This is a genomic window from Staphylococcus caledonicus (assembly GCF_016238465.1).
Taxonomy (GTDB): Bacteria; Bacillota; Bacilli; order Staphylococcales; family Staphylococcaceae; genus Staphylococcus; species Staphylococcus caledonicus.
This window is the reverse complement of record NZ_JABTXV010000007.1, coordinates 21262-39383: the sequence shown is the minus strand read 5'-3', so window position 1 is coordinate 39383 and position 18122 is coordinate 21262. Positions and strand designations below refer to the sequence as shown.

21 protein-coding genes are annotated in these 18122 nt (G+C 35.2%); all 21 read left to right on the top strand.

The features are described 5' to 3' along the window. The first annotated feature begins 1 nt into the window (after window position 1). On the top strand, window positions 2-1348 hold the full coding sequence (locus HS848_RS12125; protein WP_232806185.1) for an aminotransferase class V-fold PLP-dependent enzyme: 1347 nt from the start codon (window positions 2-4) through the stop codon (window positions 1346-1348). 1 nt (window position 1349) lies between these two features. Beyond that, window positions 1350-1967 carry a dTMP kinase gene (gene tmk / locus HS848_RS12120; RefSeq protein WP_198612492.1) on the top strand — a complete coding sequence of 206 codons (618 nt, stop codon included), beginning with the start codon at window positions 1350-1352 and terminating at the stop codon, window positions 1965-1967. Window positions 1968-1994: 27 nt separating this feature from the next. After that, window positions 1995-2324 (top strand): cyclic-di-AMP receptor, encoded by a 330-nt coding sequence (locus tag HS848_RS12115; RefSeq protein WP_198612491.1) that lies wholly within the window; start codon window positions 1995-1997, stop codon window positions 2322-2324. A gap of 257 nt (window positions 2325-2581) precedes the next feature. Next, entirely contained in the window at window positions 2582-3508 is a 927-nt protein-coding gene (locus HS848_RS12110) for a DNA polymerase III subunit delta' C-terminal domain-containing protein (protein WP_198612490.1), read from the top strand. Window position 3509: 1 nt separating this feature from the next. Further along, window positions 3510-4313, top strand: a complete 804-nt coding sequence (locus tag HS848_RS12105) for a PSP1 domain-containing protein (RefSeq protein WP_198612489.1) — start codon at window positions 3510-3512, stop codon at window positions 4311-4313. A 16-nt stretch (window positions 4314-4329) separates the two neighbouring features. After that, complete coding sequence (gene yabA / locus HS848_RS12100) at window positions 4330-4728, top strand: DNA replication initiation control protein YabA (protein ID WP_198612488.1); 399 nt, start codon at window positions 4330-4332, stop codon at window positions 4726-4728. A 154-nt stretch (window positions 4729-4882) separates the two neighbouring features. Next, the gene (locus HS848_RS12095) at window positions 4883-5608 is read left to right on the top strand and encodes a tRNA1(Val) (adenine(37)-N6)-methyltransferase (protein ID WP_198612487.1); all 726 of its coding nucleotides are present in this window, start codon (window positions 4883-4885) and stop codon (window positions 5606-5608) included. After that, window positions 5601-5849 carry a GIY-YIG nuclease family protein gene (locus HS848_RS12090; protein ID WP_107508177.1) on the top strand — a complete coding sequence of 83 codons (249 nt, stop codon included), beginning with the start codon at window positions 5601-5603 and terminating at the stop codon, window positions 5847-5849. The genes HS848_RS12095 and HS848_RS12090 overlap by 8 nt, the downstream gene beginning before the upstream one ends. 1 nt (window position 5850) lies before the next feature. Next, the gene (rsmI, locus tag HS848_RS12085; RefSeq protein ID WP_198612486.1) at window positions 5851-6690 is read left to right on the top strand and encodes a 16S rRNA (cytidine(1402)-2'-O)-methyltransferase; all 840 of its coding nucleotides are present in this window, start codon (window positions 5851-5853) and stop codon (window positions 6688-6690) included. 250 nt (window positions 6691-6940) lie between these two features. Continuing rightward, window positions 6941-8914 carry a methionine--tRNA ligase gene (gene metG / locus HS848_RS12080; protein WP_198612485.1) on the top strand — a complete coding sequence of 658 codons (1974 nt, stop codon included), beginning with the start codon at window positions 6941-6943 and terminating at the stop codon, window positions 8912-8914. A gap of 29 nt (window positions 8915-8943) precedes the next feature. Continuing rightward, on the top strand, window positions 8944-9717 hold the full coding sequence (locus HS848_RS12075) for a TatD family hydrolase (RefSeq protein ID WP_198612484.1): 774 nt from the start codon (window positions 8944-8946) through the stop codon (window positions 9715-9717). 191 nt (window positions 9718-9908) lie between these two features. Further along, window positions 9909-10460 (top strand): ribonuclease M5, encoded by a 552-nt coding sequence (gene rnmV, locus HS848_RS12070; protein WP_198612483.1) that lies wholly within the window; start codon window positions 9909-9911, stop codon window positions 10458-10460. Next, a complete protein-coding gene (rsmA, locus tag HS848_RS12065; RefSeq protein ID WP_198612482.1) occupies window positions 10461-11351 on the top strand; it encodes a 16S rRNA (adenine(1518)-N(6)/adenine(1519)-N(6))-dimethyltransferase RsmA in 891 nt (296 codons plus the stop codon). 99 nt (window positions 11352-11450) lie between these two features. Next, on the top strand, window positions 11451-11714 hold the full coding sequence (gene veg, locus HS848_RS12060) for a biofilm formation stimulator Veg (RefSeq protein ID WP_011276767.1): 264 nt from the start codon (window positions 11451-11453) through the stop codon (window positions 11712-11714). A gap of 307 nt (window positions 11715-12021) precedes the next feature. Beyond that, window positions 12022-12870 carry a 4-(cytidine 5'-diphospho)-2-C-methyl-D-erythritol kinase gene (ispE, locus tag HS848_RS12055; RefSeq protein WP_198612481.1) on the top strand — a complete coding sequence of 283 codons (849 nt, stop codon included), beginning with the start codon at window positions 12022-12024 and terminating at the stop codon, window positions 12868-12870. A gap of 16 nt (window positions 12871-12886) precedes the next feature. Next, window positions 12887-13711: a pur operon repressor gene (gene purR, locus HS848_RS12050; RefSeq protein WP_107508158.1), complete on the top strand. Its 825-nt coding sequence runs from the start codon at window positions 12887-12889 to the stop codon at window positions 13709-13711. A gap of 15 nt (window positions 13712-13726) precedes the next feature. Then, window positions 13727-14107 carry a RidA family protein gene (locus tag HS848_RS12045; protein ID WP_103165610.1) on the top strand — a complete coding sequence of 127 codons (381 nt, stop codon included), beginning with the start codon at window positions 13727-13729 and terminating at the stop codon, window positions 14105-14107. Between the two features lie 66 nt (window positions 14108-14173). Beyond that, window positions 14174-14476 (top strand): septation regulator SpoVG, encoded by a 303-nt coding sequence (spoVG, locus tag HS848_RS12040; RefSeq protein ID WP_103165611.1) that lies wholly within the window; start codon window positions 14174-14176, stop codon window positions 14474-14476. A 336-nt stretch (window positions 14477-14812) separates the two neighbouring features. Further along, window positions 14813-16168, top strand: a complete 1356-nt coding sequence (glmU, locus tag HS848_RS12035; protein ID WP_198612480.1) for a bifunctional UDP-N-acetylglucosamine diphosphorylase/glucosamine-1-phosphate N-acetyltransferase GlmU — start codon at window positions 14813-14815, stop codon at window positions 16166-16168. Window positions 16169-16289: 121 nt separating this feature from the next. Next, window positions 16290-17255: a ribose-phosphate diphosphokinase gene (locus HS848_RS12030; protein WP_103165613.1), complete on the top strand. Its 966-nt coding sequence runs from the start codon at window positions 16290-16292 to the stop codon at window positions 17253-17255. Between the two features lie 183 nt (window positions 17256-17438). After that, window positions 17439-18116, top strand: coding sequence for a 50S ribosomal protein L25/general stress protein Ctc (locus HS848_RS12025; protein WP_107508156.1), 678 nt, complete (start codon window positions 17439-17441; stop codon window positions 18114-18116). The last annotated feature ends 6 nt before the right edge of the window (window positions 18117-18122 follow it).

Sequence of the window (18122 nt, the reverse complement as noted above, 5' to 3'; positions counted from 1 at the left end):
ATTGAAGCATTCTCATCTTCCTATTACGACACAACTAAATAAATTAATAGATAATCATGCGATTTCTTTACATGTGCCAGGGCATAAAAACATGACGATAGGGCATCTTAAACAATTAAAAAGAGAAATGGATATGACTGAAATTACTGGTTTAGATGATTTGCATCACCCTGAATCAATCATTTTGGATAGTATGACAGAGATTGATAAACACCCAGATTATGATGCTTATTTTCTTGTAAATGGGACGACTTCAGGTATTTTAGCGGTCATTCAGGCGTTTTCAAATAGAGCTGGCAACTATTTATTAAGTAGAAATGTGCATAAATCTGTGTTTCATGGAGTAGATTTGACACGTCAAAGTGCAGAATTAATGCCTATGATTAAAAGTCAGACAAGCCAACATTATCTTCAACCAGATTTTGAACATATATCTTATAACGAACAGAAACTAGCCGTGATAACCTACCCTAACTATTACGGTGAATGTTTCGATATCAACAATAGCGTGCAGTCTTTACATCAACACCATATTCCTGTGCTTGTAGATGAAGCACATGGTGCGCATTTTGGGTTGCCTCATTTTCCTAAATCAGCGTTAGAAGTGGGTGCAGACTATGTCGTGCAGTCTTACCATAAGACATTACCAGCACTCACAATGGGGTCAGTCTTATTTATTCATAAAGATGCACCTCTCAAAGAAGAAGTCGTGCGCTATTTAGCGTATTTCCAAACCTCAAGCCCATCCTATTTGGTAATGGCAAGTATTGAATTAGCCCATCAATTTTACAAAGGTTATGAGAGCAGTACATTTTTTGAAAAAAGGGCACGATTCATCGATGTCTTAACTCAAACGGGATTTGAGGTTAAACACGTAGATGATCCATTAAAATTATTAATTCGTTACCCAGGTTATTCGGGATATGAAGTACAAACATGGTTTGAAGCGTGTGAGATTTATACAGAATTAGCAGATACACACCAAACCTTGTTGATATTGCCACTTTGGCATGAAGGTGATAGCTATCCTTTTCAAGAATTATTACATAAGATAGCAACAATGAAGTTACCTCTCAAAAAAGACAAAGCATTAAAATCGTTACCCTTAGTATTAGAAGAAGGATTCTATTCTTCAGAATCGCTTGAACACACGAAATGGATTGATATAGAATTAGCTGAAAATAAAATCTTAGCTAAACATTTAATTCCTTATCCGCCGGGGATACCTGTTTTCTTAAAAGGAGAGAAAATCTCACGAAATATGATAAAATTAATGCAATATTATCTTCAGGGCGAAGGCAGAGTTGAAGGCCTAAGCCATAACAAAATATTAGTTAAGGATGAATAGAATGTCAGCATTTATAACATTTGAAGGCCCAGAAGGTTCTGGTAAAACGACGGTTTTGCGTAAGGTATTTGAACAGTTAAGTCATGACTATGAAGTGATTACGACTAGAGAACCTGGAGGCGTACGTACTGGTGAAGCGATTCGAGAGATTGTATTAGAAGGCGATAACATGGATATTCGCACAGAAGCGATGTTGTTTGCGGCTTCACGACGAGAACACTTGGTAGAGAAGATATTACCTGCGTTAGACGAGAATAAAATAGTCTTATGTGATAGATATATTGATAGTTCTCTTGCATATCAAGGCTTTGCACGGGGTATAGGTATTTCAGAAGTGAAACAGTTAAATGAATTTGCGATTAATGGTCGATATCCTGATTTAACAATATATTTGGATATTACTGCGGAAGTAGGTCGAGACAGAATTTTAAAAAATCAACGAGATCAGAATCGACTTGATAAAGAAGATTTAGCTTTCCATGAAAAAGTAATCGAAGGATATCAACATATCATTCAAGAAACACCTGATCGTTTTGCGGTAGTGGATGCAACACGAAATGTTGATGAAGTAGTGACTGAAACTTATAGGATAATCTTAAATTTTTTAAAAAAATTATGATATAATATCAAGAAGAGGTGTTTTAAGATGAAAATGATTATAGCGATCGTTCAAGATCAAGATAGTCAAGAACTTTCAGACCAACTCGTAAAAAATAACTTTAGAGCTACAAAATTAGCAACTACTGGTGGATTCTTAAGAGCTGGTAATACAACATTCCTATGTGGTGTTGATGATGACCGGGTTGATGACATTTTAACAGTAATTGATAATACTTGTGGTAATAGAGAACAACTCGTTTCTCCAATGACACCAATGGGTGGTAGTGCAGAGTCATACATACCTTACCCAGTTGAAGTTGAAGTGGGTGGCGCTACGGTATTTGTAATGCCAGTTGATTCATTCCACCGCTTTTAATCTTTAAAATAATGAGTAATGTAGAAATTAGAAAACAAAGACACCTTAGATAACGATGCAATATTCGAGGTTGGGACATTAAAAGTTTGTGCTCTAGGACACCGACACGCGGTAGTCTAAAGCAGGTTTTTGTAGGATACATAATGATTCAACAAAATTTGAAATACAATTTTGTTTAGCGTTAGATTCTACTCAAATCCGAAAGCTTTTGTCCTGGCCTTTTTTCATATAAGAAGACGAATAAGGAGTATGCAAACATGGATGAACAACAAAAATTGGCTAACGCTTATCATTCAAATAAACTATCGCATGCGTATTTATTTGAGGGTGATGACGCACAATCAATGCAACATGTAGCGATGGAATTTGCAAAACTTATTCTTTGTAATGGGGACCAACAATGTGAATTAAAAGTAGATAACTATAATCAACCAGATTTTATCTATGTAGCTTCTGAAGAAAATACCATCAAGAAAGAACAAATCGAACAACTTGTACACCGTATGAACCAGCTACCTATAGAAGGGACACACAAGGTCTATATTATTGAAGACTTTGAAAAGTTGACTGTGCAAGGTGAAAATAGTATTTTGAAATTTTTAGAAGAGCCTCCTAAGAACACCATCGCGATTTTAATGTCTACGAAACCAGAACAAATATTAGATACCATACATTCACGTTGTCAGCACGTTTATTTTAAACCAAGTGATAAACAACACTTTATAGATAGATTAATAGAGCAAGATATTAATAGGGCTGTCGCTGAAATGTTGAGCACATATACAACGCAGTTAGACACAGCTAAAGATTTAAACGAAGAACACGATTTAGTCACGCTTAGGAAGTCTATCGTACATTGGTGTGAACTATTATTAACCAATAAACCTATGGCGCTTATAGCGATTATTGATTTGTTAAAGAACGCTAAAAATCGTAAATTACAATCGCTTACGTTAGCAGCGGTTAATGCTTTTTTCGAAGATATTATGCATGCTAAGGTAGGTACTGAGAACGACTATATTTATCCGGACTTAAAGGCAGAAGTTGAAAAGTACGCAAGCCAATTAACATTTAATCAAATTATATTAATGTATGATCAAATTACGGAAGCGCATAAAAAGTTAATGCAAAATGTTAACCCAACGCTCGTATTTGAACAAATTGTAATCAAAGGTGTGAGATAAAATGCCAATTATCGTAGGTGTACAATTTCAAAAGGCAGGGAAATTGGAATATTACGCGCCTAATGATTTAGGCGTCGACACTGACGACTGGGTAGTGGTCGAGTCTAAACGAGGCATTGAAATTGGGAAAGTAAAATTTCCACCAAAGAGTGTGGAAAATGGAGATGTGACACTACCTTTAAAAGAAGTGATACGTGTTGCAACTGAACAAGATATTGAAAGATATCATCAAAATGAAGAAGACGCTAGTAACGCATTAGCATTATGTAAAGAATTAGTGAAAGAACAACAACTAGATATGCGCTTAGTCAATTGTGAATATACACTAGATAAGTCTAAAGTTATCTTTAATTTTACAGCAGACGATCGTATCGATTTCCGTAAACTAGTAAAGAATTTAGCACAGAATTTAAAAACACGTATCGAACTTAGACAGATTGGTGTGCGTGATGAAGCCAAACTACTAGGCGGTATTGGACCTTGTGGACGTTCACTGTGTTGTGCTACGTTTTTAGGTGATTTTGAACCTGTATCTATAAAAATGGCTAAAGATCAAAACTTATCATTAAATCCTACGAAGATTTCAGGTGCTTGTGGACGCTTGATGTGTTGCTTAAAATATGAAAATGACTTATACGAAGAAGCTAGAGCACAATTACCAGATGTAGGCGATAAAGTAGATACCCCTGAAGGTAAAGGCCAAGTAGTTGGTTTGAATATACTAGATATTTCTATGCAAGTTAAGGTCGAAGGTTTAGAGCAACCTATGGAATATAAAATGGAAGAATTAGAAGCTTTAAATTAAGGAGGGTTTAGTACTCTTGAATCGTAATGACTTATTTGAAAAAGTTATACAACTTGAAAGCAATGTAAAGCAATTAAATCAAGATATGAGCGAACTCAAATCGTTGGCCATCCAACTTATTGAAGAGAATGTTACATTACAAGTTGAAAATGATAATTTAAAAACATTAATGGCTAAAAGTGAACAAGATGTTGAAGTAGCCAAAGTTTCTAATACTATTAACGATGATAAGAAAAAGACTGACAATACTAATGACACGAAACGGTCAATTAAAAACGTTAAAAAGCCTTTACCAAGTAAAGATAATTTAGCGGTACTTTATAGTGAAGGTTTCCATATTTGTAATGGTGAATTATTTGGGAAACACCGTTATGGCGAAGATTGTCTATTATGTATGAATGTGCTAAATAGCTAAGTATTCTTTTTATCGTAAAATATTATAATCACGGTTTACCAATAACATAAAAGATAGAAACTGATAATATATAGTTTGATAACAAGGGATGGATTTCAACACGCATGACTGCTAATTTGTGTTGTAAAGACATCCCTTTTTTAGGAGTAAAACGATGTTAAAAAATAACGAACGCTTTGACTACTTAATTAAAGAAAATTTAAAAATTATTCAAAATGATGATGTGTTTTCATTCTCTACGGATGCTTTATTATTAGGCCATTTTACAGAAGTTAGAAAGAACGACAAAATTTTAGATTTATGTGCTGGAAACGGGGTTATTTCCCTCTTATTATCTGCAAAAGGTCAACAAGCAATTGAGAGTATCGAAATTCAAGAGCAGCTTGTAGATATGGCAAGACGTAGTTATGAATATAATCATCTTACTGACCGATTACATATGCATCACATGGATTTAAAAGAGGTGTATCGAACGTTTAAACCGTCTCAATATACCTTAGTTACGTGCAATCCGCCTTATTTTAAAACGAATCAACTCAACCAACATCAAAAAGAAGCCCATAAAATTGCACGACATGAGGTGATGTGCTCCCTAGAAGATTGCATGCTAGCTGCTCGTCATTTATTAAAACAAGGTGGCCGTCTCATGATGGTTCATCGCGCAGATAGATTGATGGATGTCTTAACGGAGATGCGACGTGCGAACATCGAGCCTAAGCGTGTGATTATGATTTATAGTAAAATAAATAAATCAGCTGTAACGGTAGTGGTTGAAGGGCGTAAAAACGGGAAACAAGGTTTAGACATTGCCCCGCCATTCTATATTTACAACAGTGACGGACAATATAGTGATGAGATGAGAGATGTGTATTATGGATAAACACTATGTGTATATAGTAAAATGTAGCGATAATAGTTTATATACTGGTTACGCTAAAGATGTAGAAGCTCGAGTGGCGAAACATAATGCTGGAAAAGGCGCTAAATATACTAAAATAAGACGTCCGGTAGTGTTAGTTTATCAAGAATTATATACTTCTAAGTCTGAGGCATTGCGCAGAGAATATGAAATTAAAACGTTCACTAGACAACGAAAATTAAAAATGATTGAGGAGAATTGAGATGGCCACACTATATTTAGTTGGTACGCCTATAGGTAATTTAGGCGATATCACCTTTAGAGCAATCGAAACGTTGAAAAATGTAGATTTTATAGCATGTGAAGATACGCGAGTAACGAAAAAGTTGTGCCATCACTATGATATACAGACCCCTTTGAAATCGTACCATGAACATAATAAAGCGCAACAGACTGACTATTTAATTAGCTTGCTAACTGAAGGACATGACGTAGCGCTAGTTTCAGATGCTGGATTGCCTTTAATCAGTGACCCTGGCTATGAACTCGTAGTGGAAGCACATCAATATGATATTCAGGTTGAAACAGTACCGGGCCCGAATGCCGGTTTAACAGCATTAATGGCAAGTGGGTTACCTTCATATACGTATACATTTTTAGGATTTTTACCACGAAAAGATAAAGATAAAGTAGATATTTTGCAGGAAAGAATGTATCAAGATAGCACATTGATTATTTATGAATCGCCGTTTAGAGTGGTTGAAACGTTAAAAGCGATTATCAAAGTAGATCCTAACAGACGCATAGCTATTGGACGTGAATTGACTAAGAAATTCGAACAAATCGTTATGCGTGAGGCGACCACGCTATTGGATGCTTTGCAAGATGGCGATATACCTCAAAAGGGTGAGTTTGTTATCCTTATTGAAGGCGCACAACCATTGGAAACTGAACAATGGTTTGAAAGTTTATCAATTATCGAACATGTGAATCATTATATTTCGGAACAAGATTTAAAGCCTAAAAAAGCAATTAAGTTAGTAGCCGAAGACCGTCATATGAAGACGGGCGAGGTTTATGATATTTATCACGAAGTTAATTAATCTTATTTTTTGAAAATGAAGACCCCCTGGTTAAATCATTTTCAAAAAATAAAATGACAAGATAAGACGACTCCCATAAGACAATAAAATTATGGTAATGTAAATAAGATACGATACTAAACTTTCTATATAAGTTATAATTAAAAAGTAACGTAAAAATATGAGATTAAGTCATTATATTTGGCTTAAAAAATGTTAAACAATACTAAAATGAATTATTATTTGATGGAAACGAAGAGGAGGACCAGTGATGGTGAAAGAAACATTTTATATTACAACCCCTATTTACTATCCAAGTGGTAACTTACACATTGGCCACGCATATTCAACGGTTGCAGGTGACGTGATTGCACGTTATAAACGCATGCAAGGATATGATGTTCGTTACTTAACAGGTACGGATGAACATGGTCAAAAAATTCAGGAAAAAGCGCAAAAAGCAGGTAAAACTGAATTACAATACTTAGACGAAATGATTAGTGGCATTAAAAGCCTTTGGAATAAACTTGAAATCTCGAATGATGACTTTATTAGAACAACTGAAGAGCGCCACAAACAAGTTGTTGAAAAAGTCTTCGAACGTTTATTAAAACAAGGCGACATCTATCTAGGTGAATATGAAGGTTGGTATTCAGTGCCGGATGAAACATATTACACTGAATCTCAATTAGTAGATCCTGTATATGAAAATGGCAAAATCGTAGGTGGTAAAAGTCCAGATTCGGGCCACGAAGTTGAGTTAGTTAAAGAAGAAAGTTATTTCTTTAATATCAATAAATATACAGACAGATTATTAGAATTCTATGATGCTAATCCTGACTTCATTCAACCGCCATCAAGAAAAAATGAAATGATTAACAACTTCATCAAACCAGGTTTAGAAGATTTAGCAGTATCACGTACGTCATTCGACTGGGGTGTCCGTGTACCATCTAATCCTAAACACGTGGTATATGTATGGATTGATGCATTAGTCAATTACATTTCAGCACTTGGCTATTTATCAGATGATGATGAATTATTCCAAAAATATTGGCCAGCCGATGTACATTTAATGGCTAAAGAAATCGTACGTTTCCATTCTATTATTTGGCCAATCTTATTAATGGCTTTAGACTTACCACTTCCTAAAAAAGTGTTTGCGCACGGTTGGATTTTAATGAAAGACGGCAAAATGAGTAAATCTAAAGGTAACGTCGTAGATCCTAACGTATTAATTGACCGTTATGGCTTAGATGCGACACGTTACTACTTAATGCGTGAATTACCATTTGGTTCAGATGGTGTATTTACACCCGAAGCTTTCGTAGAGCGTACAAATTATGATTTAGCGAACGATTTAGGTAACTTAGTTAATCGTACAATCTCTATGATTAATAAATACTTCCACGGTGAATTACCGGCTTATGAAGGGCCAAAACACGAATTAGATGAAAACATGGAAGCTCTTGCGCTTGAAACAGTGAAAAGCTTCAACGACAGTATGGAAAGTTTCCAATTCTCTGTAGCACTTTCTACAGTATGGAAATTTATTAGTCGTACGAACAAATATATCGATGAAACAACACCATGGGTATTAGCTAAAGATGAAAGTCAAAAAGAGATGCTTGGTAATGTGATGGCACACTTAGTTGAAAATATTCGCTTTGCGACAGTATTATTGCGCCCATTCTTAACACATGCGCCAAGAGAAATTTTCAATCAATTAAATATTAATGAGACAGAGTTATTTGAATTAGCAAGTCTTGAACACTATGGTGCGCTTAAAGAACCTGTAATGGTCACTGAAAAACCAACACCAATCTTCCCAAGATTAGATACAGAAGCGGAAATTGCTTATATTAAAGAATCTATGCAATCGCCTAAATCTGAAGAAGTTGAAGAAGAAGTGCCAAGTAAACCTCAAATCGATATTAAAGACTTTGATAAAGTAGAAATCAAAGCTGCAACGATTACTGACGCTGAAAATGTTAAAAAATCGGACAAATTATTAAAAATCCAAGTCGATTTAGGCACTGAACAACGTCAGATCGTTTCTGGTATCGCTAAATTTTACCGTCCGGAAGACATTATTGGTAAAAAAGTAGCAGTGGTTAGTAACTTGAAACCAGCTAAACTTATGGGTCAAAAATCAGAAGGTATGATTTTATCTGCTGAGAAAGATGGCGTTTTAACATTAGTTAGCTTGCCAAACGCTATTGCAAATGGTGCAATTATTAAATAATTCACAAATTGAACGATAGGAGAGATAAAATGTTAATCGATACACACGTTCACTTAAACGATGAACAATATGATGAGGATTTAAATGAAGTCATTACACGCGCTAGAGAAGCAGGCGTGGACCGTATGTTTGTAGTAGGATTTGATACACCTACAATTGAACGTACAATGGAATTAATCGATAAGTACGACTTTGTTTACGGTATCATCGGTTGGCACCCAGTTGATGCAATTGATTTTACTGAAGAACGCTTAGAGTGGATAGAGCAACTAGCGAAACATCCTAAAATTATTGGCATCGGTGAAATGGGTCTAGATTATCATTGGGATAAATCACCTGCCGATGTTCAAAAAGAAGTATTTAGAAAACAAATTGCCTTAGCTAAAAAAGTGAACTTACCAATTGTGATTCATAATCGTGAAGCGACACAAGATTGTATTGATATCTTGATGGAAGAACATGCGGAAGAAGTCGGCGGTATTATGCATAGCTTTAGTGCTTCTCCAGAAATCGCTGGCGTTGTGATTAATAAATTGAATTTCTATGTGTCTTTAGGCGGACCTGTGACATTTAAAAATGCAAAACAACCTAAAGAAGTGGCTAAGCATGTGCCAATGGATAGATTGTTAGTAGAAACAGATGCGCCATATCTATCTCCTCACCCATATAGAGGAAAGCGTAATGAGCCTGAGAGAGTAACATTAGTTGCGCAACAAATCGCTGAATTACGTGATATGACATATGAAGAAGTTTGCCAACAAACAACTGAAAATGCTGAAAGATTATTTAAATTAAATCAATAATAGTGATGTGAGAAAGATGTTGAATAGGACTGTCGTAGTCTCGTTTTATAATAAATGGCGACATGACTTCATCTTTCTCATTTTTTCTATTTGTAGATAGTCTAAATATAATCATTCAATAGGATATTTGTCTCCATTTTCCCAAAAAGTGTGCATAATATGAGATAAAGGAAAGGTGATGGTACGGCAATATGAAGATTAATGAGTTTATCGTGGTAGAAGGCAGGGATGATACAGAGCGTGTTAAATCTGCCGTGGAATGCGACACGATTGAAACAAATGGGAGCGCCATAAATAAAGAAACATTAGCTGTGATACAAAATGCGCAAGAAACAAGAGGCGTTATCGTATTAACAGATCCCGATTTCCCGGGTGATAAAATTCGTAATACGATTACTGAACATGTTGCCGGCGTGAAACATGCTTATATTGATCGTGAAAAAGCAAAAAATAGACGTGGTAAGATAGGGATTGAACATGCGCATCCAAGAGATATTAGGGAAGCACTCATGCATGTGAGTTCTCCGTTCGAAGAAGCTGAAGAATCGATAGATAAAAATGTATTGATAGATTTAGGCTTAATTATAGGCAAAGATGCACGTCGTAAAAGAGAAATATTAGGTCAGAAATTACACATTGGACATTCAAATGGGAAACAATTACTGAAGAAGCTAAACGCATTTGGTTATACTGAAGCGGATGTACGTGAAGCTTTATCAATGGATAAGGAGAGTGACGCATAGGTGGAAAGAAAAGATATTGCTACGCCTTCGCGAACGCGAGAGTTATTAAATCAATTTGGTTTTAATTTTAAGAAAAGTTTAGGTCAAAACTTCTTAATCGATGTGAATATTATTCATAAGATTATCGATGCAAGTCAAATTGACAAATCTACAGGTGTGATTGAAGTAGGGCCGGGCATGGGCTCTTTAACTGAACAATTGGCTAAACGCGCTAAAAAAGTTATGTCATTTGAGATTGATCAACGCTTAATTCCTGTACTAAGAGAAACGCTCGCACCTTACGATAACGTGACAATTATTAATGAAGATATTTTAAAAGCAGATATAGCAAAGGCGGTAGAAACTCATTTAAGTGATTGTGATCATATTATGGTGGTAGCTAACTTGCCATATTATATTACAACACCAATATTGCTTAACTTAATGCAACAAGATATTCCAATTGATGGCTATGTAGTGATGATGCAAAAAGAAGTGGGAGAGCGTCTCAATGCGCAAGTAGGAACAAAAGCATACGGTTCATTATCTATCGTAACGCAATACTATACAGAGACGAGTAAAGTACTCACCGTACCTAAATCAGTATTTATGCCACCACCGAATGTTGACTCTATTGTAGTTAAATTGATGCAACGAGAAACACCGTTAGTCGAAGTGGATAATGAAGATGCATTCTTCAAGCTTGCTAAAGCAGCATTTGCGCAAAGACGTAAAACCATCAATAATAACTATCAAAATTTCTTTAAAGATGGCAAAAGTCATAAAGAAAGTATATTAAAGTGGTTGGAACAAGCTGAGATAGATCCGAAAAGACGTGGAGAAACACTTTCAATACAAGATTTTGCACGATTGTATGCAGAAAAGAAAAATTTCCCAGAATTAGAAATTTAAATTGTTGACAAAGTGCTATTACCTTGATAAAATTTAAATTTTATTTGACGAAACACCTCAAAATATGGTATTATGTAACTTGTAGCGAGGTGGAGCAATATGCCAAAATCAATTTTGGACATCAAAAATTCTATTGATTGTCACTTAGGAAATCGTATTGTACTAAAAGCCAACGGTGGTCGTAAAAAAACGATTGAACGTTGTGGTGTGTTAAAAGAAACATATCCTTCAGTTTTTGTTGTTGAATTAGACCAAGATAAGCATAATTTTGAAAGAGTTTCGTATACATATACGGATGTTCTTACAGAGAACGTACAAGTTTCATTTGAAGAAGATAATCATCAAGAAGTAGTTGCACACTAATTTGAACATATAAACATAGAGTTGCTTAGTGTAATTCGTACTCTATAATAAAAAATGTGGGTGTTGGGCTTATATAAGTTCAACACTCTTTTTTGATATAATGAAAATTTCTATTAAAGCGTTTTTTTACAAATTATTTTACATAATATTTATTTTGACATCTTAATTTTTATCGTAAAACGGATATTAGTAGAAATTAAAATGTCTTTCATTAAGATTTTACATAAATTTGTGTTGTATCTATCAAATATTTTAATTCTTTATGTTAAAATCATTTTATTACTATTGATGAAGAGAGGGCGGAAAAATGATATATGAAACGGCACCTGCCAAAATAAATTTGACGCTCGATACACTTTTCAAAAGAGATGATGGATATCATGAAATTGCCATGGTAATGACTACAGTTGATTTGAATGATAGATTGTCTTTTCAAAAGAGAAAAGATAAAAAGATTGTGGTAGATATTGAACATAATTATGTGCCAGATGATCATAAAAATCTTGCTTATCGTGCTGCAAAATTGATGATGGACACCTACAACTTAGAGCAGGGTGTCACTATAACGATTGATAAAGATATACCAGTATCTGCAGGATTAGCTGGAGGATCTGCTGATGCGGCGGCAAGTATGCGTGGTATCAACCAGTTATTTAATCTGAATCGACCACTTAAAGAGTTAAGTGACTTGGGAATACAGATTGGTACAGATATTCCGTTTTGTATTTATAATAAAACTGCAATTTGCGAAGGTAGAGGCGAAAAGATTACTTTTTTAAACAAACCGCCTTCTGCATGGGTAATATTAGCAAAGCCTGATTTAGGAATTTCTTCTCCTGATGTTTTTAGAGCTTTAAATCTGAATGAGGTACATCATGTAGATACACGTATGTGTGAAGAGGCGATTACTACCGGGGATTATCAAATGTTATGTCAAAGCTTATCAAACCGTCTAGAACCAGTATCGATGGCTATGCATCCCGAAATTAAAAAGATAAAAAATAATATGTTGCAATGTGGCGCTGATGGGGCATTAATGAGTGGAAGTGGCCCTACGGTATACGGCCTTGCGCAAAAAGAGAGCCAAGCAAAGAAGATTTATAACGCTGTTAATGGATGTTGTAACGAAGTGTATTTAGTTAGACTATTAGGATAGAAGGGTTGAACAATATATGAGGTATAAAAGAAGTGAACGTATCGTCTTTATGACGCAATATTTAATGAATAATCCCAATCAGTTAGTGCCTTTAACTTTTTTTGTAAATAAATTCAAACAAGCTAAGTCTTCGATCAGTGAAGACGTACAAATCATTAAGAATACGTTCCAAAAAGAAAAATTAGGAACGGTTATTACGACTGCCGGTGCAAGTGGCGGGGTCACTTACAAACCAATGATGAGTAAAGAAGAAGCTACCGAAATCACCGAAGAAATTATTTCACTACTTCAAGAGAAAGAACGCCTACTACCAGGTGGTTATTTATTCTTATCTGACTTAGTGGGTAATCCTTCACTTTTAAATAAAGTTGGTAAATTAATAGCGAGTATTTACATGGAAGAAGAGCTCGATGCCGTCGTAACAATTGCTACAAAAGGTATATCGCTTGCCAACGCGGTGGCTAACGTATTAAATTTACCTGTAGTGGTAATTAGAAAAGACAATAAAGTTACTGAGGGTTCTACCGTATCTATTAATTATGTTTCAGGATCATCACGCAAAATCGAAACAATGGTACTTTCTAAGCGAACTTTAGCTGAAAATTCTAACGTTCTTGTAGTGGACGACTTTATGAGAGCTGGAGGCTCAATTAACGGGGTTATGAATCTGATGAATGAGTTTAAGGCTCATGTAAAAGGGGTATCAGTACTTGTAGAATCAAAAGAAGTTAAACAACGATTGATTGAGGATTATACTTCTTTAGTAAAGCTATCTGATGTTGACGAATATAATCAAGAATTTAAAGTAGAACCTGGTAATAGTTTGTCTAAATTTTCTTAAAGGAGTTTTTACATCATGAAAACAATAAATACAAATAAAGCGCCAGAAGCTTTAGGACCATATTCACACGCTATGGTTGTGAACAATTTAGTCTTCACGTCTGGACAAATCCCATTAGATACTGAAGGGAACATTGTTAGCGAAGACGTGAAAGAACAAACGAAACAAGTACTAGAAAATTTATCAGTAGTACTTGAAGAAGCTGGTTCAGACTTAAACTCAGTTGTAAAGGCAACTATTTTCATCTCTGACATGGATGAATTTCAACAAATTAATGAGGTTTATGGTAGCTACTTTAGTGAACATCAACCGGCACGTAGTTGTGTGCAAGTAGCACGATTACCTAAAGACGTTAAAGTTGAAATTGAAGTTGTAGGTAAAGTTAAAGGATTATAATTTCCTTAATTAATAAATTGTCAAGCTTCTAACTAAACAAAGATATATACTAGGGGGGCTCACTGCATGAAAGTGACAGATGTAAGACTTAGAAAGATACAAACAGATGGTAGAATGAAAGCGCTTGTTTCAATTACGCTTGATGAAGCTTTTGTAATTCATGATTTACGTGTAATTGAAGGCAACTCAGGTCTTTTTGTTGCTATGCCAAGTAAACGTACACCAGATGGTGAATTCCGTGATATCGCGCATCCAATTAACTCTGAAATGAGACAAGAAATTCAAGATGCGGTTATGAAAGTATATGATGAAACAGATGAAGTTATCCCTGATAAAAATGCTTCTTCAGAAGAATCAGGCGAAGCTTAATTAAACTAATAGATAAAGCCACAGGTTCAGCACTTAGATATGTTGAACCTGTTTTTTTATTAAAGAGAATGGGTATGAAACGTTTAGGCTAGAGGAGGCTGAGACATTAATAACTTGTGTTTTAGGAAACTGATGAACGGTGTTACGCCTATTTTACTCACAGAAATTTTTAATGACTGAAAAGTTTCTATGTTTGGCTATATTAATATACATAATAAAACTAATTTTTATAATTTAATGACGCTTAATTTACAAAATTTTTTAAATCTTGAAACTAGAACTTGAGTTAAATTATAATAAATAGGAAGTGTAAAATTTATTGGAGGGTTACCATTCATGCAAAGAAATGCGGTAATATTAGCGGCTGGAAAAGGTACTAGAATGAAATCAAAGAAATATAAAGTACTACATGAGGTTGCTGGTAAAACAATGATTGAACATGTGTTAACGAACGTTAAGAATGCAGGGGTTAATCAAACTGTGACGATAGTAGGTCATGGTGCAGAAGACGTTAAAAACACATTAGGCGATCAATCATTATATAGTTATCAAGAAGAGCAACTAGGGACTGCACACGCTGTAAAAATGGCACAAGAGCATTTAGAGAATGAAGAAGGAACAACATTAGTTGTATGTGGAGATACACCTTTAATTACTGCTAGCACGTTACAACAGTTAATTGAACATCATGAGGCTACACAAGCGCAAGCAACGGTATTATCAGCGACTGCACAGATTCCTTTCGGTTACGGACGCATTGTTCGTGATGACAATCAACAACTTAAACGCATCGTGGAAGAAAAAGATGCGACAGAGGAAGAAAAATCAATCACAGAAATTAGTTCTGGTATTTTTGCGTTTGATAATAAAGTGTTATTCAACAAATTAGCACAAGTTAAAAATGACAATGTGCAAGGTGAATATTACTTGCCGGATGTGATTTCCTTAATTTTAGAAGATAAAGGAAAAGCTGAGATTCACCATACTGATGATTTCGATGAAGTGATGGGTGTAAATGATCGTATAATGTTAAGTAATGCAGAAAAAGCTTTACAACAACGTTTGAATATTCAACATATGAGAAATGGTGTAACTATTATAGACCCAACTACAACGTTTATTGGGCCGGATGTAGAAATCGGTATGGATACAATCGTAGAACCAGGTGTACGCATTAATGGTCAAACAACTATTGGTGAAAATACGGTTATCGGTCAATATTCGGAAATTAATAATAGTCGTATAGGTTCTGGAGTTGATATCAAACAATCTGTTATCAATGACTCGGTCGTTGGCGACAAGACGAAAGTTGGTCCTTTTGCACAATTAAGACCAGGTTCAAATTTAGGTACAGAAGTTAAAGTCGGTAACTTTGTCGAAGTGAAGAAAGCCGACCTTAAAGACGGCGCTAAAGTATCGCATTTAAGCTATATCGGTGATGCTGAAATCGGTGAACGTACAAATATCGGTTGTGGTTCAATTACAGTTAACTACGACGGCGTTAATAAATTTAAAACTGTCGTTGGTAAAGATACATTTATCGGATGTAATACGAACTTAGTAGCACCTGTAACAGTAGGCGATGGCGTTCTCATTGCAGCGGGTTCTACCATTACAGATAATGTTCCAAATGATAGTTTAGCACTAGCGCGTGCGCGACAAGTTACCAAAGAAGACTATAATAAAAAATAAATAAGTTAAAATTTTAGAATGAAATTAAGTATCTCTTTTTTAAATTTTTTGTCGAACATAGTAAAAGCTACTGATTTTTTATATAATGAAAGTGTCTAAGTTAAAAATTGGAGGACTATAAATGTTAAATAATGAATATAAAAATTCATCGTTAAAGATCTTTTCTTTAAAAGGAAATGAGCCATTAGCACAAGAAGTTGCTGATCGTGTTGGGATTGAATTAGGTAAGTGTTCTGTAAAACGCTTTAGTGACGGGGAAATTCAAATCAATATTGAAGAAAGTATTCGTGGATGTGACGTCTTCATCATCCAACCAACGTCAAATCCGGTTAATTTACACCTTATGGAATTATTAATTATGATTGATGCATGTAAACGTGCATCTGCAGCGAATATTAATATTGTAGTTCCTTATTATGGATATGCACGTCAAGATAGAAAAGCACGTAGCCGTGAACCTATCACAGCGAAATTAGTGGCTAACTTAATTGAAACAGCTGGCGCTAATCGTATGATTGCTTTAGATTTACACGCACCACAAATTCAAGGTTTCTTTGATATTCCGATTGACCATTTAATGGGTGTACCTATCATTGGGCAACATTTTGAAAATGACCCTAACATTGATCCTGAAGAAATCGTTGTCGTATCACCTGACCATGGTGGTGTAACGCGTGCACGTAAACTTGCAGACATTTTGAAAACTCCGATTGCAATTATTGATAAACGTCGTCCTAAACCAAACGTAGCAGAAGTTATGAATATCGTAGGTGAAATTGAAGGACGTACAGCTATTATCATTGATGATATTATTGATACAGCAGGTACGATTACATTAGCTGCCCAAGCTCTTAAAGACAAAGGTGCTAAAGATGTTTACGCTTGTTGTACACACCCAGTATTATCTGGTCCTGCAAAAGAACGTATCGAAAATTCAGCAATAAAAGAATTAATCGTTACAAACTCAATTATGCTTGATGATAGCCGTAAACCATCTAATACTAAAGAACTTTCTGTAGCAGGATTATTAGCGCAAGCCATTATTCGTGTATATGAAAGAGAATCAGTAAGTGTATTATTTGACTAAAGTTTACAAATGGGTTTGACTTAAGTTATTTAACCATGTATAATACATTCGTTCGTGGTTTTACGAACTAATAAACACTTGCAAGCAACTGTCTCAGTTGATGGGTAAGTGAAGGGAAGTCTTGATATGCATGTTCTTAGGAGAACACATATTGCGACTTAAAAATGAAAGGTGGAAATACGAATGGCTTCATTAAAGTCAATCATCCGTCAAGGTAAACAAACTCGTTCTGACCTTAAAAAATTACGTAACACAGGTAAAGTACCTGCAGTAGTTTATGGTTACGGTACTAAAAATACTTCAGTTAAAGTTGATGAAGTTGAATTCATCAAAGTGATTCGTGAAGTTGGACGTAATGGTGTAATTGATTTAGGCGTAGGTTCAAAATCAATTAAAGTAATGGTATCTGATTACCAATTCGACCCATTAAAAAACCAAATCACTCACATTGACTTCTTAGCAATCAACATGACTGAAGAACGTACTGTTGAAGTACCAGTTCACTTAACTGGTGAAGCTGTCGGCGCTAAAGAAGGCGGCGTAGTTGAACAACCATTATTCGACTTACAAGTTACAGCAACTCCAGAAAATATCCCAGAAGCAATCGAAGTAGACATTTCTGCATTAGAAATTAATGACAGCTACTCAGTTGCAGATATTAAAGTATCTGGTGACTTCACTATCGAAAACGATCCTGAAGAATCTGTAGTAACAGTAGTTCCTCCAACTGATGAACCTACTGAAGAAGAAGTAGAAGCTATGGAAGGTGAATCAGCTACTGAAGAACCAGAAGTAGTTGGTGAAGACAAAGAAGAAGATAGTGAAGAAGACGGCAAAGAAGAAAACAAAGACGAAGAATAATTCGTG